18 protein-coding genes are annotated in these 19,458 nt (G+C 72.5%); 10 read left to right on the top strand and 8 right to left on the bottom strand.

What is annotated here, in order from left to right; genetic code table 11:
• Positions 1-64 precede the first annotated feature (64 nt).
• Complete coding sequence (locus ACFVHO_RS38080; protein ID WP_385725097.1) at positions 65-1,552, bottom strand: MFS transporter; 1,488 nt, start codon at positions 1,550-1,552, stop codon at positions 65-67.
• A gap of 114 nt (positions 1,553-1,666) precedes the next feature.
• On the opposite strand from ACFVHO_RS38080, the gene ACFVHO_RS38075 reads away from it, so the two are divergent.
• On the top strand, positions 1,667-2,098 hold the full coding sequence (locus ACFVHO_RS38075) for a MarR family winged helix-turn-helix transcriptional regulator (RefSeq protein ID WP_385725096.1): 432 nt from the start codon (positions 1,667-1,669) through the stop codon (positions 2,096-2,098).
• A gap of 37 nt (positions 2,099-2,135) precedes the next feature.
• Here the strand turns inward: ACFVHO_RS38075 and ACFVHO_RS38070 are convergent, their stop codons facing one another.
• The gene (locus ACFVHO_RS38070; RefSeq protein ID WP_385725095.1) at positions 2,136-2,912 is read right to left on the bottom strand and encodes an IclR family transcriptional regulator; all 777 of its coding nucleotides are present in this window, start codon (positions 2,910-2,912) and stop codon (positions 2,136-2,138) included.
• Positions 2,913-3,129: 217 nt separating this feature from the next.
• Between ACFVHO_RS38070 and ACFVHO_RS38065 the strand changes: the two genes are divergently transcribed.
• From ACFVHO_RS38065 to mmsB, 6 genes are all read left to right on the top strand, one after another.
• Positions 3,130-4,284 (top strand): mandelate racemase/muconate lactonizing enzyme family protein, encoded by a 1,155-nt coding sequence (locus tag ACFVHO_RS38065; protein ID WP_385725094.1) that lies wholly within the window; start codon positions 3,130-3,132, stop codon positions 4,282-4,284.
• Between the two features lie 65 nt (positions 4,285-4,349).
• The gene (locus tag ACFVHO_RS38060; protein WP_385725101.1) at positions 4,350-5,342 is read left to right on the top strand and encodes a zinc-binding dehydrogenase; all 993 of its coding nucleotides are present in this window, start codon (positions 4,350-4,352) and stop codon (positions 5,340-5,342) included.
• Between the two features lie 175 nt (positions 5,343-5,517).
• Complete coding sequence (locus ACFVHO_RS38055) at positions 5,518-6,486, top strand: hypothetical protein (RefSeq protein ID WP_385725093.1); 969 nt, start codon at positions 5,518-5,520, stop codon at positions 6,484-6,486.
• A gap of 3 nt (positions 6,487-6,489) precedes the next feature.
• Entirely contained in the window at positions 6,490-7,593 is a 1,104-nt protein-coding gene (chvE, locus tag ACFVHO_RS38050) for a multiple monosaccharide ABC transporter substrate-binding protein (RefSeq protein ID WP_385725092.1), read from the top strand.
• Between the two features lie 38 nt (positions 7,594-7,631).
• Positions 7,632-9,179 (top strand): multiple monosaccharide ABC transporter ATP-binding protein, encoded by a 1,548-nt coding sequence (gene mmsA / locus ACFVHO_RS38045; protein WP_385725100.1) that lies wholly within the window; start codon positions 7,632-7,634, stop codon positions 9,177-9,179.
• 8 nt (positions 9,180-9,187) lie between these two features.
• The gene (gene mmsB, locus ACFVHO_RS38040) at positions 9,188-10,417 is read left to right on the top strand and encodes a multiple monosaccharide ABC transporter permease (RefSeq protein WP_385725091.1); all 1,230 of its coding nucleotides are present in this window, start codon (positions 9,188-9,190) and stop codon (positions 10,415-10,417) included.
• Positions 10,418-10,468: 51 nt separating this feature from the next.
• On the opposite strand, the gene ACFVHO_RS38035 is transcribed toward mmsB, so the two are convergent.
• Positions 10,469-11,215, bottom strand: coding sequence for a dienelactone hydrolase family protein (locus ACFVHO_RS38035; RefSeq protein ID WP_385725099.1), 747 nt, complete (start codon positions 11,213-11,215; stop codon positions 10,469-10,471).
• A 107-nt stretch (positions 11,216-11,322) separates the two neighbouring features.
• Here ACFVHO_RS38035 and ACFVHO_RS38030 point away from each other — a divergent pair, with 107 nt between their 5' ends.
• On the top strand, positions 11,323-11,838 hold the full coding sequence (locus tag ACFVHO_RS38030) for a MarR family winged helix-turn-helix transcriptional regulator (RefSeq protein WP_385725090.1): 516 nt from the start codon (positions 11,323-11,325) through the stop codon (positions 11,836-11,838).
• A gap of 2 nt (positions 11,839-11,840) precedes the next feature.
• Here the strand turns inward: ACFVHO_RS38030 and ACFVHO_RS38025 are convergent, their stop codons facing one another.
• Together ACFVHO_RS38025 and ACFVHO_RS38020 are read right to left on the bottom strand one after the other, a co-directional pair.
• Positions 11,841-12,497: a GntR family transcriptional regulator gene (locus ACFVHO_RS38025; RefSeq protein WP_385725089.1), complete on the bottom strand. Its 657-nt coding sequence runs from the start codon at positions 12,495-12,497 to the stop codon at positions 11,841-11,843.
• 198 nt (positions 12,498-12,695) lie between these two features.
• The gene (locus ACFVHO_RS38020; RefSeq protein WP_385725088.1) at positions 12,696-14,315 is read right to left on the bottom strand and encodes a PLP-dependent aminotransferase family protein; all 1,620 of its coding nucleotides are present in this window, start codon (positions 14,313-14,315) and stop codon (positions 12,696-12,698) included.
• A gap of 28 nt (positions 14,316-14,343) precedes the next feature.
• Here ACFVHO_RS38020 and ACFVHO_RS38015 point away from each other — a divergent pair, with 28 nt between their 5' ends.
• Together ACFVHO_RS38015 and ACFVHO_RS38010 are read left to right on the top strand one after the other, a co-directional pair.
• Positions 14,344-14,943, top strand: a complete 600-nt coding sequence (locus ACFVHO_RS38015; protein WP_385725087.1) for a LysE family translocator — start codon at positions 14,344-14,346, stop codon at positions 14,941-14,943.
• 70 nt (positions 14,944-15,013) lie between these two features.
• Positions 15,014-15,706, top strand: coding sequence for a B3/4 domain-containing protein (locus ACFVHO_RS38010; protein WP_385725086.1), 693 nt, complete (start codon positions 15,014-15,016; stop codon positions 15,704-15,706).
• 15 nt (positions 15,707-15,721) lie between these two features.
• Here the strand turns inward: ACFVHO_RS38010 and ACFVHO_RS38005 are convergent, their stop codons facing one another.
• The 3 genes from ACFVHO_RS38005 to ACFVHO_RS37995 all read right to left on the bottom strand — a co-directional run bounded on the left by ACFVHO_RS38005 (position 15,722) and on the right by ACFVHO_RS37995 (position 19,433).
• Positions 15,722-16,744: a LacI family DNA-binding transcriptional regulator gene (locus ACFVHO_RS38005; protein ID WP_385725085.1), complete on the bottom strand. Its 1,023-nt coding sequence runs from the start codon at positions 16,742-16,744 to the stop codon at positions 15,722-15,724.
• A gap of 95 nt (positions 16,745-16,839) precedes the next feature.
• Positions 16,840-17,691, bottom strand: coding sequence for an ROK family protein (locus ACFVHO_RS38000; protein WP_385725084.1), 852 nt, complete (start codon positions 17,689-17,691; stop codon positions 16,840-16,842).
• Positions 17,691-19,433 (bottom strand): class I mannose-6-phosphate isomerase, encoded by a 1,743-nt coding sequence (locus tag ACFVHO_RS37995; protein ID WP_385725083.1) that lies wholly within the window; start codon positions 19,431-19,433, stop codon positions 17,691-17,693. The genes ACFVHO_RS38000 and ACFVHO_RS37995 overlap by 1 nt, the downstream gene beginning before the upstream one ends.
• Positions 19,434-19,458: the final 25 nt, after the last annotated feature.

Below are 19,458 nucleotides of genomic sequence, written 5' to 3'. Positions count from 1 at the left end.
GGGGCCCGGCCACCTGCTGGTGGCCGGGCCCCGCGCCGATCGCGGTACGAACGCTTCAGGCGGTTCAGACCCCGGCGCGCTCGGGGGTCTCCGACTCCGCCATCTTGCGCAGCACGGGCGTACGCGGCGCGTGTGCCGCCTTGAGCCCGAACAGGGAGACCGCCGCGACCAGGACGAAGGCCGCTCCGGCGATGGCGAAGCTCAGCGTGAACTGGCTCTCCTCGGGCAGCGCGGGCATCCCGGCCGGGAGCTTGATGGTCTTCGACGCGAGCAGCGAGGTGATCGTGGCGCTCGCGATGGCGCTGCCGACCGAGCGGGAGATGGAGTTGATGCCGTTGGCGATGCCCGTCTGGTGGGCCGGGACGCTGGCGACGATGAGCGCCGGCATGGCGGCGTACCCGAAGCTGATCGCCAGGCCGACGACCATGCCCGCGCCGATCACCGAGGCGGTGGTGCCGTGCGCCAGGGTCAGCCAGGCGAAGCCGATGACGCCGAAGGCGGCGCCGATGGCCAGCGTGACGCGGGCGCCGATCCGACGGACCAGGACGCCGCCGAACTGGGCGCCCACCAACGAGACGAGGGTGGTCGGCAGGAGGTAGACGACCGAGGCGTCGAGCACGGAGGCGCCGAAGCCGTAGCCGGCCAGCTGCTCGGGCATCTGCACCAGGTACGAGACACCGATGAACTGGGCGAACATCGCGAAGCCGAGCAGCAAGCCCGCAAGGTTGGTGAAGAGCACGGGGCGGTGCGTGAACATCTCCATGTCCACCATCGGCTCCTTCACCTTCTTCTCGGTGAACACCCACACGCCCGCCATCACGACGGCGGCGGCGAAGCTGCCGAGCACGCGGCCGGACGTCCAGCCCCACTCGTGGCCCTGCGAGATCGGCAGGAGCAGCAGGACCAGGAGGGCCGCCAGGGTGAGCGCGCCGAGCCAGTCGGTGCGGCCGCCCGTCTTCGAACGCGAGGCGGGCACGACGAACAGCACGCCGACGAGCGCCACCACGGCGAGGACGACCGCGAGCCAGAAGACCCGGTGGTAGTCGGGGTCGGAGCCCTGCGTGAGCAGTCCTGCGCCGACCAGGGCGAGGCCGCTGCCGAACGCGAGCGTGCCGCTGACCAGGGCCATCGCGCCGTGGAGCTTCTCCGGCTTGATCTCCTCACGCAGCACGGACAGCGCGAGCGGGAAGATCGCGGTCGCCGCGCCCTGCATCACACGGCCGACGATGAGCCAGGTCAGCGAGGTCGTGGTGGCGGCGAGCACCGAGCCCGCGATCATCACGAGCAGGACGCCGACGAGGGTCGGCTTCTTGCCGTGCATGTCGCCGAAGCGACCCAGGAGGGGCGTGAAGACGGCGGCGGACAGCAGCGTGGCCGTGGTCACCCAGCTGACGTTGGCGGTGGTGGCGTCCAGCTCGCTCTGGATGATCCCGAGGATCGGGACGACCAGCGTCTGCATCATCGAGACGACCATGGCGGCGAGCCCGAGCACCAGGACGACCGCGGTCTGCCCGGAAGCCCGTGCGGGGGCCGTGTGCTGTGCGTGAGACACGGAAACTCTTTCCCAACTACTTAAGAACCTAGAAGCTTGAGAACTTCAAGTAATGCCTTTACGGTAGACGTCAATATTTGAGATGGTCAAGTTTCTGGGCGTAAGGTGGATCACATGCCAGGACACCCGCGCGTCGGCACGGGCCAGCTCATGGAGCTGCTCTCGGTGTCGCTAGGCGCCTACTACGGCGATTTCACGGCCGCGGCCGCCCGCGAGAACCTCACGGCGAGCCAGGCCAAGACGCTCACCGTGCTGCGCCGCGGCCCCGCCGCGATGCGCGTGCTCGCCGAGACGCTGGCCTGCGACGCCTCCAACATGACAGGCATCGTGGACCGCCTCGAGAAGCGCTCCTTGGTCCGCCGCGAGCCCAGCCCCGGCGACCGCCGCGTCAAGAACGTCGTCCTCACCCCCGAGGGCGAGCAGACCATCGACACCATCCGCGCCAACATGCACACGACGACGGCAGGCCTGAACGCGCTCGACGACGAGGACCGGGCGACGCTGCACGCCCTGCTCGGCCGCGTCTTCACGGCCAAGCAGGACTAGGACCGGCACCCATGGGCCGGCGGGACCGGGGGCGCCCTCAGCGGCTGCCGCCCCGGTGGCCCAGGCGGGCCGAGAGGTCCGCCGCGCCCTTGGCGGCCAGGTCGGCCAGCTCCGGTTCGCGGGACTCGGTCCAGCGGATCATGGGGACCGAGATGGACAGGGCGGCGACGACGCGGCCCGTGCTGTCGCGGACGGGGGCGGCGACGCAGCTGACGTCCGGGTTGGACTCGCGGTGCTCGGTGGCGATGCCTCGCGCGCGGATGTCGGCGAGGGCGGCGTGCAGCGTGTCGGGGTCCGTGATGCTGTCGTGCGTCATCGCGACGAGTTCGCCCTCCTCCTCCATGCGCAGGGCGAGCTCTTCGGGCGGCAGTGAGGCGAGCAGCATCTTGCCGACGGAAGTGCAGTGCGCGGGGAGCCTGCGGCCCGCGGCGGAGACCATGCGGACCGCGTGGGTGGAGTCGACCTTGGCGATGTAGATGACATCCAGGTCCTCCAGGATCGCGACGTGCACCGTCTCGTCACAGGTCTCGGCGACCTCCCGGGCCACCTGCTGCCCCTCGGCCGCGAGGTCGAGCTGCTCCGCGTACCGGCTGCCGAGCTGGTACGCGCGCACACCGAGGCGGTAGCGCCCCGGCTGCTCCGGCAGGGACACCAGATAGGAACGGGCCGCGAGCGTGGTGACCAGCTCGTGCACGGTCGTGCGCGGGAGTCGGAGCTTGCGGGTGATGTCCGGCGCCGAGAGCGTTCCGTCGCCCTCCAGGAACAGTTCGAGTACGTCCAGCGCCCTGGTCACCGCGGGAACGAGTCGTCCCATGCCGCTCACCCACCCCTTGTCGTTCGAAACCCCGGCCACTGACCGGTATCACGAACACAGGCTAGCCACACCGCCGTTCACCCGGCAATGATCCGGCGGAATCGAGCGGCGCGCACCCCATTGACACCCTCCGCACGGCCTGAATACGGTCGCGCCACCATTTCGAACGCATGCCGAAATCTCGAACAGGCTCTACGGAGACTAGGGGTCAACTGCCGTGCGCATCACGGGAATCAGCACTCATGTCGTCGGGACGCCCTGGCGCAATCTGACCTATGTGCTCGTCCGCACCGACGAAGGCCTCACCGGAGTCGGCGAGACCCGCATGCTCGGCCGCACCGACGCGCTCGTCGGCTATCTGCGCGAGGCGGAGGCCAACCACATCGCCGGGTCCGACCCGTTCGCGGTCGAGGACCTCGTGCGCCGGATGAAGTACGGCGACTATGGGCGGGCCGGGGAGATCGTGATGTCCGGCATCGCGGTCGTCGAGACGGCCTGCTGGGACATCAAGGGCAAGGCCCTCGGCGTCCCGGTGTGGCAGTTGCTCGGGGGCAGGGTCACCGACCGGGTCAAGGCGTACGCGAACGGCTGGTACACCACCGAGCGCACCCCGGAGGCGTACCACCAGGCGGCGAAGGAGGTGATGGCGCGCGGCTACCGGGCCCTGAAGATCGACCCGTTCGGGACGGGGCACTTCGAGCTCGACCACGAGCGGAGCGCCTACGCGGTGTCGCTGATCGAGGCCGTACGGGACGCGATCGGCCCGGACGTCGAGCTGATGCTGGAGATGCACGGCCGGTTCAGCCCGGCCACCGCCGTGCGCCTGGCCCGGGAGTTGGCTCCGTACCGGCCCGCCTGGCTGGAGGAGCCGGTGCCGCCGGAGAACCTCAAGGCCCTCAAGAAGGTCGCGGACCAGGTGGAGCTGCCGATCGCGACGGGCGAGCGGATCCACGACCGCATCGAGTTCCGCGAGCTGTTCGAGTCCCAGGCCGCCGACGTCATCCAGCCCGACCTCGGCCACATCGGCGGCATCCTGGAGAGCCGCAAGCTCGCCGCGACCGCCGAGACCCACTACACGCTGGTGGCCCCGCACAACGTCGGCGGTTCGGTGCTCACCGCCGCCTCGCTCCAACTCGCCGCCTGCACCCCGAACTTCAAGATCCTGGAGCACTTCAACGACTTCGCCGACGCGGAGATCAAGAAGGTGGTGCGCGGCGCGCCCGAGGTCGACCCGGAGACGGGCTGCTTCGAGATCTCCCACGCGCCCGGCCTCGGGGTGGAGTTCGACGCGGAGGCTGCCGCGGAGTTCCCGCAGCAGCGGGCCCGGTTCGACCTGTGGGCCGAGGGCTGGGAGCAGAGGTCCCCGAAGTGAGCGACACCCGCACGGCCGACGCCACCACCGGCACTCCCCCGGCGGGCGCCAGCCGCTCGCTCGTCATACCCCGGCCGCGCGCGCACCGCCTGGTCCACGGCGAGGTGCCGGTGCCCGGCCCCGGCGAGGTCCTGATCCGGGTTGCCGCCGCCGGGATCTGCGGCAGCGACCGCGAGGTGTACGACGGCCACCGCGATGCCGCCTACGTCCGCTATCCCGTGGTCCCGGGCCACGAGTGGTCCGGGACGGTCGAAGCGGTCGGCACGGGTGTGGCCGAGGGGCTCGTGGGCCGGGGGGCCGTCGCCGAGGGATTTCGGGCCTGCGGGGTGTGCGAGCGCTGCCGGAACGGCGAGACCAGCCTGTGCACCGGCGGGTACGCGGAGACCGGGTTCACCGAGCCGGGAGCGTTCGCCGACCATCTGACCGTCCCCGCGCGGCTGTTGCACCCGCTGCCGGACGGCGCCGACCTGCGCGCGGCGGCCCTGCTCGAACCGGCCGCCGTGATCGCCGCGGCGGTGCGGGCCGGACGGCCGCGGCCCGGGGAGCGCGTCGCGGTGGTCGGCGCGGGCACGCTGGGGCTGCTCGCGGTGCAGTGGCTCGCCGCCTCGAACCCGGCCGAGCTGGCCGTCGTCGATCCGCGGGCCGCGCGCGGGGAGCAGGCTCTCGCGTTCGGCGCGAGCGCGTCCTTCGTACCGGACGAGGCGGCCGGGCTCCATGGCCGTTTCGACCTCGTGGTGGAGACCGCGGGGGCGCCGTCCACCGCCGCCTCCTCGTGTCTGCTCGCGCGCCGTGGCGGCCGGGTCGTGCTCACGGGGATGTTCGCCCCGGGCGCGACGGGGATCGACCCGGTGCATCTGTCGCTGAGCCAGCTGGAGCTCCGCTCCGTCTTCGGGGCTCCCTCCTCGGCCTGGTCGGACGCGGTCCGCGCGTTCGGACTCGGGCTGATCGACCCGGCGCCGCTCATCACGCACGAGTTCCCCCTGGAGCGCTTCCCCGAGGCTGTCGCGATGGTCGGGTCCGGCGATCCGACGGTGGGGAAGGTGCTCCTGCGTCCCTAGGTAGTGGCGATTGCGTCCCTGGGTGGTGGCGATCCGGCTCGCGGAAATGCCGCGCGCCGTCGATCCCGCGCACCCTTGATCGCCCTGCGGGCTCGTCCTCAATCGCCGGACGGGCTTTCCTTCCGCCCACACATCCGACCAGCGTCCGAAATATCGAACCGCATGGAGGAGCTCCATGGCCGCCCACATCACCCCCCGACGCCCCGGCGCCGACGCCCTCGCCCGTATCGGCCACCCCACGCCCCGCAGCGACCCGGCCGACGCCTCGCCGCACGCGTTCCCCGACGGCGGCACCTGGCGCACCGAAGTCCCGTCCGTGGAGGGACCGGAGGCGCTGGCCGCCGTCCTCAAGGAGAGCGCGCGCTGCGACGTGCCCGTCCACCGCATCAGCCAGGGCAGCGGCGTCTGGATGCTGACCGACGACGAGATCATCGAGATGGTCGACGCGTGCGCCGGGCGGGACATCGAGCTGTGCCTGTTCACCGGCCCGCGCGGCACCTGGGACATCGGCGGCTCCACCCGCACCGACTCCGGCGGCGCCGGCCTTCGCGCCCGCGGCCACGACGCGCTCGCCGGGTGCGTCGAGGACGCCCTGCGCGCCGCGGCGCTCGGGGTGCGCTGTCTGCTGGTCGCCGACGAGGGCGTGCTGTGGACGCTGCACCGGCTGCGGGTCGCGGGCCAGTTGCCCGCCGCCACCACGCTGAAGCTGTCCGCGCTCACGGGGCCGGTCAACCCCGCCTCGTACGCCGTGTACGAGCGCCTGGGCGCCGACTCCCTCAACGTGCCCTCCGACCTGACCGCGGACCACCTCACCGAGATCCGGCGGATCAGCCGCGCGCCGATGGACATGTACATCGAGGCGCCGGACGACCTCGGCGGCTATGTCCGCATGTACGAGACGGCCGAGCTGATCCGGCGCGGCGCGCCGCTCTACCTCAAGTTCGGGCTCAGCAAGTCGTCCGGCATCTACCCCTACGGCGCCCACCTGCGCGAGCACACCCTCGCCACCGCGCGCGAGCGGGTACGCCGCGGCCGGCTCGTGCTCGACCTGCTCGCCCGGCACGGCGCCGCCGACGGCATGTCGCCGCTCGGCTCCCGGCTGCCCGGCGAGCTGAGCCGCTTCCCCGTCCCGGAAGGGAGCTGACCCGTGCGCACCCGCACTCTCCTCACCTCCGCGAGCGCCGCGCTGCTCGCCGTCTGCCTCACCGCCTGCGGCCAGGAGGCCCGGGGCGGCAGCCGCTACCGGCCCGACGACGGCAAGGGCGGCACCATCGGCCTCGCCATGCCCACCAAGGCCTCGGAGCGCTGGATCGCCGACGGCAGGAACATGGCCGAGCAGTTCAAGAAGGCCGGGTACAAGACCGATCTGCAGTACGGCGACGACAAGGTCGAGAACCAGGTCGCCCAGCTCGAGAACATGATCACCAAGGGGCATCGGCTCCTGGTGGTCGCCGCGATCGACGGCTCGGCGCTCACCGACGTGCTCGCGCGGGCGCACGACGCGGGCATCCGCGTGATCTCGTACGACCGGCTCATCCTCGGCACCGCGCACGTCGACTACTACGCCTCGTTCGACAACGAGCGGGTCGGTGAGCTGCAGGGACAGTACATCGTCGACCGCCTGGGCCTCGGTGAGCCGGAGAAGGGAACGGACGAGAGGTTCAACGTCGAGCTGTTCGCGGGCTCACCGGACGACAACAACACCAAGTACTTCTGGAGCGGCGCCATGAAGGTGCTGAAGCCCTATCTGGACAGCGGACAACTCGTCGTGCGCAGCGGGCAGAAGAGGATGAGCCAGGCCACCACGCTGCGCTGGGACGGCGGCACCGCGCAGAAGCGCATGGACGACCTGATCAGCAAGAACTACGGCGACCGCAAGGTCGACGCGGTGCTCTCCCCGTACGACGGCATCTCCATCGGTGTCATCTCCGCCCTCAAGAGCGCGGGCTACTCCAGGAAGGACCTGCCGGTCGTCACCGGGCAGGACGCGGAGCTCGCGTCGGTGAAGTCCATCATTCGCGGCGAGCAGACCCAGACCGTCTTCAAGGACACCCGCAAACTCGCCGCGCAGGCCGTGCGCATGGGCGACGCGGTCCTGGGTGGCAGAAAGCCGAAGGTCAACAACACGACGGACTACGACAACGGCAAGAAGACCGTGCCCGCCTTCCTCCTCAAGCCCGTCAGCGTCGACAGTAAGAACACCGACCTGCTGGTGCGCGAGGGGTACTTCACGGCGGGACAGCTGAGGTGAGCGGCCCCGGAACCGAAGTGGGCGGTCCCGTGCTGGAGATGCGCGGCATCACGAAGACGTTCCCCGGCGTCACCGCGCTGCGCGACGTGAACCTGACCGTGCGGCCCGGGGAGATCCACGCGATCTGCGGCGAGAACGGCGCGGGCAAGTCGACGCTGATGAAGATCCTCAGCGGCGTCCACCCGCACGGCAGCTACGCCGGCGAGATCCGCTTCGTGGGGCGGCCAATGGCCCTGAAGGACATCCGGGCCGCCGAGCGGCACGGGATCGTCATCATCCACCAGGAGCTGGCCCTGGTGCCGAATCTGTCGATCGCCGAGAACCTCTTCCTCGGCAACGAACGCACCACGGCAGGCGGCCTGATCGACTGGGACGCCACTCTGCGCGAGGCGGCCCGGCTCCTGAAGCGCGTGGGCCTGCGCGACAAGCCGCAGACACCCGTCGCCGACCTGGGCGTGGGCAGACAGCAGTTGGTGGAGATCGCCAAGGCCCTCGCCAAGGAAGTGAGGCTGCTCATCCTCGACGAGCCGACGGCCGCGCTCAACGACGAGGACAGCGCGCAACTCCTGGACCTGATCCTGGGGCTGCGCGCGCAGGGCGTCGCCTGCATCGTCATCTCCCACAAGCTGGGCGAGATCCGCCGGATCGCGGACGCGGTGACCGTGCTGCGCGACGGCCGGACCATCGAGACCCTCACCGTCCGCGACTCCCCCACCGCCGAGCCCCGGCTCTCGGAGGACCGCATCATCCGCGGCATGGTCGGCCGCGACCTCGACCACCGCTTCCCCGACCGCACCCCCTTCGAGGGTCATCGCGACATCGCCCTGGAGGTGCGCGGCTGGACGGTGCGCCACCCGGTCGACCAGCAGCGCAAGGTCGTCGACGACGTGTCGCTCACCGTGCGCCACGGGGAGATCGTCGGCATCGCGGGGCTGATGGGCGCGGGCCGCACCGAGCTGGCCATGTCCGTCTTCGGGCGCTCGTACGGGATCCACGTCTCGGGCAGGGTCGCCGTCGACGGGCGCGAGGCGGTGACGCGGACCGTGCCGCAGGCGGTCGCGGCCGGGATCGCGTACGTCACCGAGGACCGCAAGCGCTACGGCCTGAACCTCATCGACACCATCAACCGCAACATCTCCCTGGCCTCGCTGCCCGGGATGCGGCCACCGGGGCCCGGCGGGCGCGGCTTCGTCGACGAGCACCACGAGCGGGCCGTCGCCGAGCGCTACCGCGGCACCATGAACATCAAGGCGCCCACCGTCTTCGAGCAGGTGGGCCGCCTCTCGGGCGGCAATCAGCAGAAGGTCGTCCTGAGCAAGTGGATCCACGCCGACCCCAGGGTGCTGATCCTCGACGAGCCGACGCGCGGCATCGACGTCGGCGCGAAGTACGAGATCTACACCGTCGTCGACCAACTCGCCGCCCGCGGCAAGGCCGTGCTGCTCATCTCCTCCGAACTGCCCGAACTGCTCGGCATGTGCGACCGGATCTACACCATGGCCGAGGGCCGCCTCACCGGCGAGGTCGGCCGCGGCGAGGCCACCCAGGAAGTGCTGATGCGCCACATGACCAAGGACAGAGGCTGAGGCCCGCCATGACCACCACGACCACCACGCCCCAGGACTCCGCCGCGGCCCCGCCCCCGGCGCGCTCGGCGCGTGAGCTGCTCCTGGAGAGCGCCCGCGCCCACATGCGCCAGTACGGCATGCTCGTCGCGCTCGCCTTCATCGTCGTCCTCTTCCAGATCTGGACCGACGGCACGCTGCTCCTCCCGAACAACGTCTCCAACCTGATCCAGCAGAACGGCTACATCCTCATCCTGGCCATCGGCATGATGATCGTCATCATCGCGGGCCACATCGACCTGTCCGTCGGCTCGTTGGTCGCCTTCGTCGGCGCGATGGCGGCGGTGATGATGGTCAAGCACGACATGCCGTGGGTGCTCGCGCTGGTCCTGTGCCTGCTCATCGGCGCCGCCGCCGGGGCCTGGCAGGGCTTCTTCATCGCCTGTCTCGGCATCCCGTCGTTCATCGTCACCCTCGCCGGGATGCTGGCGTTCCGGGGGCTCACCCAGATCGTCCTGGAGGGCCAGTCGCTCGCGCCGTTCCCCGACGGCTTCCAGAACATCGCCAAGGGCTTCATCCCGGAAATGGGCCCTTACACCCAGTACCACAACCCCACGCTGGTGCTCGGTCTCGCGGCGATCGTCCTGCTGCTCCTGCGCGAGTGGCGCGACCGCAAGCGGCAGTCGGTGTACGACCTCGATCCGCTGCCCACGGGCCTGTGGGTGGCCAAGTGTGTGGCGATCACGGCCGCGGTCACCGCGTTCACGCTCACGCTCGCCAGCTTCCACGGCGTGCCCGTCGTCATGCTCATCATGTGCGGGCTGCTCCTCCTGCTCGGCCATGTGATGCGCAACGCGGTCGTCGGCCGCCATGTGTACGCGCTCGGCGGCAACAAGGCCGCGGCCAAGCTGTCCGGCGTCAAGGACCGGCGCGTCACCTTCCTGGTGTTCGTGAACATGGGGGTCCTCGCGGCGCTCGCGGGTTGCGTGTACGCGGCCCGGCTGAACGCGGGCACCCCGCAGGCGGGCCTGAACTTCGAACTGGAGGCGATCGCCGCGGCGTTCATCGGCGGCGCCTCGATGAGCGGCGGTGTCGGCACCGTGATGGGCGCCGTCATCGGCGGGCTGGTCCTCGGCGTCCTCAACAACGGCATGTCGCTCGTCGGCGTCGGCACGGACTACCAGCAGGTGATCAAGGGTCTGGTACTGCTCGCCGCGGTCGGCTTCGACGTCTGGAACAAGCGGAAGATCGGCCGCTAGATCCCGGTCAGGACCCTGCGGCCGCGCTCCCGCTTCGACCGCCCGGCCGGGCTACCGCATCCGCACCGTGCGGTCGAGGAGGGGCAGCAACCGGTCCCAGTGGCGCCGCAGTCCGGCGGCGTCGAAGGCGTCGGTGTCGGCCATGGTGAAGCCGTGGGCGGTGCCGGGGTAGACCTCGGCGGTGTGGCCTGCGCCCGCGGCCTCCAGGGCCTGGCCGAGCTCCCTGACGGCCTCGGGCGGCAGGTCGTCGGCCAGGCCGAGGTGGACCTCGGCGGTCAGCCCGGGGATGAGGCGGTGCGGGCTGTCGGGTGTGTCCGTGACGACGTGGCCGGGGTGGAATCCGGCGACGGCGGCCACCCGGTCGGGGTGGGCCGCTGCGGTGCGCAGCGCGAAGAGGGTGCCGATGCAGTAGCCGGTCACCGCGACCGGTCCGGCGCCGACCTCGGGCTGTGCGGTGAGGAACGTGAGGTAGGCGTCGGCGTCGCGCTCGGCCCGGTCGGCTGTGTGGGCCTCGAGCAGGGGCATCAGGCGGGCGATGACGTCGGGCCGGGCCTCCTCGCCGATGTGCTCGGGCAGTTCGACGACGGGGGCGGGGCCGTGCCGGTAGTAGAGGTGGGGCACGAGCACGTAGTAGCCGTGGCCGGCCAGTTCGCGGGCCATGTCCTTCAGGACGGGCCGCAGCCCGAAGGCATCCGAGTACACCAGCACCCCCGGGTGCCGCTCGCCGTCGTCGGGGAACGCGGCGAACGCGGCGGCCCGGCCGTCAGGGGTGGGTATCTGGAGCGTCTTGGTGGGAATGGCGGATCTTCCTTCCTTGGGTGCGCCGATCAGCGTTAGTCGCACTAACGATGTCGGCGCGAGTGAACGTATATCGTTAGTCGGACTAACGCAATGAGGAGGGCGTCATGACCGGAGGCGCGGGCCGAAGCCACGCCCATGAGCAGGCTCCAGCCGCCGACATGCCCGACGACGGCGCGCTCAGGACGCCCGACCGGCTGCGCCGCCGGACCAGCCGACTCCTGTCGCAGCTGACCGTGCGGTCGGACCGGCTGATCAGCGAGGGCCTCGCGGCACGGGCCGACGCCCGCAAGTGGCACTACGCCGTGCTCGCCTCACTGCAGGATCTCGGGCCCGGCAGCCAGGCGACGCTGAGCAGGCGCACCGGCATCTACCGCAGCGACATGGTCGGCGTGCTCAACGAACTGGCCGAGCGCGACCTCGTCGAGCGGGCGCCGGACCCCGACGACCGGCGCCGCAACATCATCACCATCTCCGCCCGGGGGCGCCGTCAACTACACCGCCTGGACCAGGTCCTGGACGCCCTCCACGACGAACTGCTCGCACCGCTGACTCCCGCCGAACGCGACCAGTTCACGCAGTTGCTCACGCGCCTGCTCGACCACCACACCCGGGCGTCCTGACGTCACCGCCGTCCGGCTTCGGCCCCGCCCCCGGGGAAGGCCCGCTCCACGAAGGACGCGATGTGCGCGTGCAGGGCGCTCGCCGCGCCGTCAGCGTCGCCCGCCAGGGCGAGCTGGAGGATCGCGCGGTGTTCGGCGGCCTCACGCAGCCAGGACGGCTCGGTGGCCCAGGCGACCGCCGAGACGAGCGCGGACTGGTCGCGGACCTCGTCGAGCATCCGCCCGAGCAGCGGGTTGCCGCACGGCAGGTACAGGGCGCGGTGGAACTCCCGGTTGGCGAGGGAGCGTCCGGCGGCGTCGGTGGCCTCGTCGGCGCGGTCCAGCGCCTCGCCCGCGGCGTCCAGACAGGCCCCGTCACGCACCGTGCGCCGCAGCGCCTCCGGTTCGAGGAGCAGCCGTACGTCGTAGACCTCACGCGCCATGTCCGCGTCCACGGTGCGCACCGTGGCGCCCTTGTACTGGCTCATCACGACGAGTCCGGTACCGGCCAGCATCTTGAGGGCCTCGCGCACCGGTGTCTTGGACACCCCGAACGACTCGGCGAGTTCGGTCTCCACCAGGGGCTGTCCCGGCGTCAGCTGCCCGGTGAGGATGCGGTGTTTGATCGCCTCCAGCACGAACTGGGTGCGGGAGGGGATCGGTACGGGCACGGAGGTCATGCCTGCCTCTCGGCTCTCACGTATCACGTCTCATATACGACGTACGAATGGACGCGTCGAAGGTAGGAGCGGGGTGACGGTTCGTCAATGCCTCCCGCGAAAGACGGGGCGGTACGGCTGCCTCGCGTACCGCCGTCGCAGGCCCCCTCCGCGCACCGCAGCCGGAGCCGATCAGCGCCCGCCGCCGTCGGCGTCCGGTCAGTGGAGCAGGTCCCCCAGGACGGACACGCCCTCCCGGATGGCCGACGGCGTGCTCGCCGCGTAGCCGAGGACGAGGCCAGGCCGCCCCGGGCGCTGGGCGTGCCAGGACAGGGGCTGCGCCTTGACGCCGCGCTCCAGGGCGGCCGCGGCGAGGGCAACGTCGTCGCAGCCCGGGTCGAGGGTGACCGTCAGGTGCAGGCCCGCGGCGGCGCCGTGGACGACGGCTCCCGGCAGCCGGTCCGTGAGCGCCGCGATCATGGCGTCCCGGCGGCCGCGGTGGCGTCGGCGCAGGAACCGCAGATGGCGCTCCAGCTCGCCGGACTCCATGAGGTGGGCGAGGACCAGCTGCGGCAGGGCCGCGTTGCCGAGGTCGGCGAAGCGCTTGGCGTCGACGAGGGCGTCCCGGTAGCGGCGCGGTGCGAGCAGCCAGCCCACGCGCAGGGCGGGCGCGAGGAGCTTGGAGACGCTGCCCGCGTACGCGACGTGGTCGGCGAGGGTGGAGCGCAGCGCGGGCACGGGCGGGCGGTCGTAGCGGTGCTCGGCGTCGTAGTCGTCCTCGATGATCAGTCCGCCGTCCCGGGCCCAGTCCGCGAGTTCACGGCGCCGTTCGCCGTCGAGGACGACGCCGGTCGGGAACTGGTGGGCGGGGGTGAGCAGCGCGACGCGGGCTCCGGTGGCGCGCAGCGCGTCGACGCGGACGCCCCGCTCGTCGACGGGCACGGGCGGGGATTCGAGACCGGAGTTGCGCAGGTGCTGCCGGATGCCCAGGGAGCTGGGGTCCTCCAGGGCGACGCGTGTGACGCCCTCGTCCTTGAGGGCAAGGGCGAGCAGGCCGAGCGCCTGGGCGGTGCCCGCGACGATCAGCACCTCGTCCGGGTCGGCGGCGATCCCGCGGTTCAGGGCGAGCCAGCGGGCGACGGCGCGGCGCAGCGCCGGGGTGCCGCGCGGGTCGCCGTAGCCGAAGTCCGCCGGTACGAGTCCGGCGAGCACCGCGCGCTCGGCGCGCAGCCACGCGGCGCGGGGGAACGCGGCGAGGTCCGGCAGTCCGGGCGACAGGTCGACGCGGGCGGGCGCGGCGCGCAGCGCGTCGAAGACGCCGGTGTCGAGCGGGTCCCCGAACAGAGCCCGTTCCTCTGACCCACCGTCACGCGCCCCCGTCCGGCGCGCCGCAGCCCGCCGCTCCCCCGCACGGCGCTCCTCGGTCCCCCGCTCCCCGGCCCGATGCTCCGCCCGATGCCCCGCCGCCCGGCCGGACCCCGCCCGTCCGCGCTCCGTGACGCCGTCCTCCGGCGGGCGGACGAGCGGCGCCGCCAGGACCACGGTCCCGGCCCGCCCCCGCCCCTCGACGTGCCCGTCCTCCGTCAGCCTTCGGTACGCCTCGGTCACCACGCCCCGCGAGACGCCCAGCTCATCGGCGAGGACCCGGGTGGCGGGCAGCCTGCTCCCGGGCGGCAGCAGCCCCTCGGCCACGGCCCGCCGGATCTGCCGGGCCAGCCAGTCCGACATCCCGCCCCTGGGGGCGTCGGCGGGGTTCAGCTGCAGGAAGTCGGAGGCGGCCACGGCCTTGCCGACCGGAGTTATGGACCTGTCAGAGGGAGATCCATTGGACCTGTTCATGGATCCATTGTGACGGGAGAGTCAAGCCATGGAGTTCCTGCTGACCACGCTCGTCCTGACCGTGACGCCCGGCACCGGCGTGCTGTTCACCGTCGCGGCCGGTCTCTCCCGGGGCACCCGGGCCGGTGTCGTCGCGGCCGTGGCGTGCACCGTGGGCATCGTTCCGCACATGCTGGCCGCGCTCACGGGTGTCGCCGCGGTGCTTCACACCAGCCCGCTGGCGTTCCAGACGCTCAAGTACCTGGGAGTGGCCTACCTGCTCTTCATGGCGTGGAAGACACTGCGCGACAAGAGCGACCTCGCGACCGAGCGGGACGCGGCGCCGCGCTCGGTCTCCGACGTCATCACGTCGGCCGTGCTGCTCAATCTGCTCAACCCGAAGCTCACCGTGTTCTTCTTCGCCTTCCTGCCGCAGTTCGTCGACAAGGACGAGCCCCACACCTTCCTGCGCATGGCCGAACTCAGCGCCGTCTTCATGCTGGTGACGCTCGTGGTGTTCGCCCTGTACGGGGTGTTCGCCGCGGCGGTGCGCGACCACGTGATCGGGCGCCCCCGGGTGATGGCGTGGGTGCGGCGCGTCTTCGCGACCGCGTTCGCGGCGCTCGGCCTCAAGCTCGCCCTCCTCTGACCACGCCCCCGTCACCCCACCGCCCCCCTTCTCCCCCGGCCCTGACCGCCCTCTCCCGAACGGAACCACCGTGCACTTCCAGCATGCGAGCGACCTCTGGCAGGACTTCCCCCAGCTGGTCCCCGGGATGATCCACGCCCGGGGCATCACCGCCGACGTGTCGGTCGACCGGCCCGTCGCCGCGTTCGGCGCGGCCGCGGCCGAACGGCTCACCGGCACACAGGAGAGCGGCCTGCCCGAGGTCCAGGCCTGGCGGCGCGCCTTCGCCGCGATGGGCCTGAAGCCGACGCAGTACCGCTGTGCCTCCGAGTCCCTCCTGCGCCGCTTCCGCAAGGAGGGCTCCCTGCCCCGCATCCACCCCCTGATCGACCTCTGCAACGCCGCGTCCATCGCCTACGGCATCCCGGTCGGAGTCTTCGACGTCCCCTTCGTCTCCGGCGACCTCGAAGTCCGGTACGCCGACGGCGACGAGGTCTACGAGACGTTCGCCGGGGCGCAGGAGCACCCCGACCCCGGCGAGGTGATCTTCGCCGACGACGCCCGGCGGGCCCACGCCAGGCGCTGGACCAACCGGCAGAGCGGCTACTCGGCGGTCCGGGACACCACGTCGGAGGTCCTGATCATCGTGGAGGCGCTGCACGAGTCCGCTCCGGCGGACGTGGCGAAGCTGATGGACGCGCTGACGGCGGAGCTGCGCGCGGTCTGGGGCGTCGAGACCACCTCGGCGGTGCTGTCCCGGTCGGCGCGGCGCTTCGCGGTCTGAGGCCCGGCCGCCCGCTCAACTCCCGTACGCCACCAGGCCGGTGGGCATCACGACGCGCCGGTACGCGACCGCTCCCCCGCCCTTGCGATCCCGTACCCGTTCCATGAGGAGGCGCCCCGCCGTGCGCCCCAGCTCGTCGCTGTCGTACGTGACGAGGGTGAGCGGCAGCCCCAGTGCGTCGGCGAGTTCGAAGTCGTCGAAGCCCGCGAGGGCGGTGTCCGCGCCGGTGGCCCTGAGGGCCCGGAAGGCTCCTATGGTGTTGCGGTTGTTGGAGCAGAACAGCGCGGTCGGCGGCTCGGGCAGGGCGAGGAGTTCGGCGGCGGCGCGCTCCGCCTCGGCCGGTTCGGTCTGGCCCTGGCGGACGAGGCGGGTGTGGGCGGGCAGGCCCGCGGCCGCGTGGGCGGCGTGGTAGCCGCGCAGCCGCTGGGTGCCGGTGTACACGGCGGGCGGTGAGCCGAGGAAGCCGACGCGTCGGTGGCCGTGCGCCAGCAGCCGTGCGGTCGCCGCGCGGGCGCCGCCGAAGTCGTCGACCAGGACGCAGTCGGCGTCGAAGCCCTCGGGCGGGCGGCTGGCGAGGACCACGGGGACGCCCTCGGCCGCCGCCGCGGCGAGGTGGCGCTGGTCGGAGCCCGCGGGCACGGCGATGATGCCGTCGACACGCCGGGCCACCAGGTCGGCCACCAGGTCACGTTCGCCGTCCAGGTCCTGGCCGGTGTTGCCGATGACCGTCTTCAGGCCGTCGGCCGCGACGACGGAGTCGACTCCGAGGGCGAGCCGCGAGTAGAAGGGGTTGGCGAGGTTGGTGACGACCAGGCCGACCAGGCCCGTGCCGCGGCCCAGGCGGAGGCTGCGGGCCACCTCGTTGGGCCGGTAGCCGAGGGCGGCGGCCGCCGCGCGGACGCGGTCGCGGGTGGCGGGCAGCACGCGCGGGTCGTCGCGCAGGACGCGGGACGCCGTCATCGCGCTCACCCCGGCCCGCTCGGCGACGTCGCGGAGGGTGGGGGGCTGCCCGGCCCTGGGGTCTCGTGGTGCGGGCATGGGGCTCGCGTTCCTCTCGTTCCTGCCGGGCCCCGGCGGCGCGCTCCTCGCGTGCTCCGGCGGCTCGGTCCTTCCGTACCCCGACGGCCCGGCCCTCACCCCGTCTCCACGTACGCCCCGGCCCCCACGAGCCCCGCGTCCACGCCCAGCGCGCCCGCGCGGACGGTCACCGGCGTGTCCCCCAACGCCCCGCCCAGCGAAGGCCCGACGAGGTCCCAGGACCGGGCCAGGCCCCCGCCCACCACGAGGGCCGTCGCCCCGAAGTCCCGCACGTACGGGGCGAGGACCGTGCCGAGCGTGGTCAGGGCCTCGTGCAGGACGCGGCCCGCGCGCGCCTCGCCCGCGCGCGCCCGCGCGGCGATGTCGCGCAGCTCCGCGCGGCGGTCACCGTAGCGGGCGAGGAGGGCCCGGCGCGACACCGACTCCTCCAGGGGACGCCCGTGCGCGGTCACCAGGTCGATGCGGCCGAGCGGCGGCACCCCCGGGCCCTCGTGGCACACCCGCCCGTCCGCGAGGAACGCCGAGCCCACGCCCGTGCCCAAGGTGACGCCGACGCAGCGCCGGTGTCCGCGTGCCGCCCCGGCCGACCACTCGCCGAGGGCGAAGGCGTGGGCGTCGTTGAGGAACACGGCGCCGCGGGGGCGCGGCCGCACGCCGTCGAGCAGGACCGATCCCACGTCGATGCCGTACAGGTCGTCGAACTTGCCCACGCCTTCGAAGCGTGCGATGCCCTTGTCGTAGTCGAAGGGGCCGGGCACGGCGACGCCCCACAGCGCGGCGGCGGGCGCGCCGACCTGGGTGGCGCAGCGCACCACCGTGCCGAGGACGTGCTCGGCGGTGCCGCGCGGGTCGAGGCCCCGGCTCGCCCGGCGCAGCACCCGGGCCCGCCCGGGATCGACGAGCGCGGCGGTCACATGGGTGCCGCCGATCTCCAGGACGGCCCGCATCAGCGCCCCGCGTCCCGGCGGGACGGGGCAGGCCGGGACGCCTGCCCGGCCGCCGCCGGCGGCCGCACCAGCGCCTTCACCACCTTCGCCGCCCCGTCGCGCGCCGCGATCCGGTACGCGCCGACGGCCGCGGGCACGGTGAGCGTCTCCGCGTACGCGAGCGGGTGCCGGTCGCCCGCCGCCGTCAGGATCTCCACGCCCTCGCCCGCCACGACGTTCAGGACGTGGAAGCGGCCCGCGGTGTCGTCGTCGGCGACCGCGCCCGCCTCCAGGGCGTACCTCCGCACTTCGTAGAACATCTCCGGCAGCGCGCCGATGACGTCCTCGTGCCAGCCGTCGCCGGAGCGCAGCAGGCGGGGCTCCTGGACGAGGTCGCGGGCGACGGATTCGCCACGGCGGTCGGTGTCGAGGTTGGCGAGGCCGTGTTCGTAGGGGAGTTGGCGGGGGTTGCCGTCGGCGTCGGGGCGCAGCCAGTCGTAGAAGCGCAGGCTGTAGAGGTAGGGGGTGGCGCTGATCTCCAGGACGAGGTTTCCGGCGCCGCTGGCGTGCGGGGTGCCTGCGGGGATCATGAAGAGGCGGCCCTGTTCGGCGGGGAAGGTCAGGACGTGGTCCTCGGGGTCCATCGGCACGCCGTCCCGCGCGGCTTCCTCGATCTCCTTGCGGAACAGGTCGACGTCGGCGTCCTCGCGCAGCCCGAGGAAGACCCGGGCGCCGGGGCCTCCGCGTGTCATGTAGTACGTCTCGTGCTGGGTGTAGGGCCAGCCGAACCGTTCGCGCATGTACCGCTCGCGGGGGTGGCAGTGCACGGACAGGTTGCCGCCGTCGACGGTGTCCAGGTAGTCGAAGCGGATCGGGAAGGACGTGCCGAAGCGGGTGTGCACGTCGGGGCCGAGCAGTTGGTGGGGGTGCAGGACGCACAGGAGCTGGAAGGGGATCTCGGCCTGGAGGCCGGGTCCTGTGCCGATGAGGACGCCCGCTTCGGGGGCGATGAGTTCGTAGCCGAGCGCCGTGTTGCGGGCGCCGGGGTTGAAGCCGAGGACGCGCTGGGCCCAGTGACCGCCCCACGGCGTCGAGTTGAAATACGGGCGGGTGCGCACGGGGCGCCGGGCGAGGGCGCGGAGCGTCGCGCGCAGGCCCGGTCCGTCGAGGTACACGGGGTGGTCCGGGTCCTGCGTGTCGAGCCAGGCGTCGACGCGCGGGGCGAGGGCGTCGCGGTGGCGGTCGAGCATGGGCCAGTCGATGTAGAAGAGGCGTCTGAGGTCGGCCGGTTCGCCGGGGAGCCCGAGGTTGTGGCCGTGGCCCGCGACGACGGCGGCCTCCGCGTGCCGCTTGGGCACGTCCGCGTACCAGAGGCGGTCGTGCGGCACGAGAGCGGCGCCGGGGCCGTGCACGAGCAGCAGGCGGTCCGTGGGCGGGTCCGGCCAGGGCAGGGCGTCGAAGAGGTCGGTGAGGGGGTTGTCCGCGAGGGCGCGGTAGTAGGGGTCGTCGGTGCCGTCGTCGGTGCGGCGGCGCACCTCGTCGGCCGGGGCGTGGTGCGCGGTCACGTCGAGGGTGTCCACGCGCGTGCCGGTGGCGGCGAGTTCGGCGGTGAGGCGGGCGACGAGGTGGGGGAAGTCGACGGACGGCGGCCCGTCGACGGCGATCGTCGACGGGCCGCCGGGCAGGTGTGCGGCCACGGCGCGCCATCCGGCGGCCATCACGGCCCCCGGTGCCGGGCCGTAACGCGGGTCGAGCCGGTACACGCGTTCTCCTTCGTGCGGTGGTTCC

It is taken from the genome of Streptomyces sp. NPDC127108, assembly GCF_042677545.1.
Taxonomy (GTDB): domain Bacteria; phylum Actinomycetota; class Actinomycetes; order Streptomycetales; family Streptomycetaceae; genus Streptomyces.
The sequence above is the reverse complement of the archived record's forward strand: the minus strand, read 5'-3'. Positions and strand labels throughout refer to the sequence as shown.

Excerpts from the sequence above, each read along its gene's own strand:
- ACFVHO_RS38055 (WP_385725093.1), top strand. The coding sequence starts at position 5,518 with ATGGCCGCCCACATCACCCCCCGACGCCCCGGCGCCGACGCCCTCGCC.
- ACFVHO_RS38030 (WP_385725090.1), top strand. The coding sequence starts at position 11,323 with ATGACCGGAGGCGCGGGCCGAAGCCACGCCCATGAGCAGGCTCCAGCC.
- mmsA (WP_385725100.1), top strand. The coding sequence starts at position 7,632 with ATGCGCGGCATCACGAAGACGTTCCCCGGCGTCACCGCGCTGCGCGAC.
- ACFVHO_RS38000 (WP_385725084.1), bottom strand. The coding sequence starts at position 17,691 with ATGCGGGCCGTCCTGGAGATCGGCGGCACCCATGTGACCGCCGCGCTC.
- ACFVHO_RS38020 (WP_385725088.1), bottom strand. The coding sequence starts at position 14,315 with ATGAACAGGTCCAATGGATCTCCCTCTGACAGGTCCATAACTCCGGTC.
- ACFVHO_RS38005 (WP_385725085.1), bottom strand. The coding sequence starts at position 16,744 with ATGCCCGCACCACGAGACCCCAGGGCCGGGCAGCCCCCCACCCTCCGC.
- ACFVHO_RS38070 (WP_385725095.1), bottom strand. The coding sequence starts at position 2,912 with ATGGGACGACTCGTTCCCGCGGTGACCAGGGCGCTGGACGTACTCGAA.
- mmsB (WP_385725091.1), top strand. The coding sequence starts at position 9,188 with ATGACCACCACGACCACCACGCCCCAGGACTCCGCCGCGGCCCCGCCC.
- ACFVHO_RS38075 (WP_385725096.1), top strand. The coding sequence starts at position 1,667 with ATGCCAGGACACCCGCGCGTCGGCACGGGCCAGCTCATGGAGCTGCTC.
- ACFVHO_RS38015 (WP_385725087.1), top strand. The coding sequence starts at position 14,344 with ATGGAGTTCCTGCTGACCACGCTCGTCCTGACCGTGACGCCCGGCACC.
- ACFVHO_RS38025 (WP_385725089.1), bottom strand. The coding sequence starts at position 12,497 with ATGACCTCCGTGCCCGTACCGATCCCCTCCCGCACCCAGTTCGTGCTG.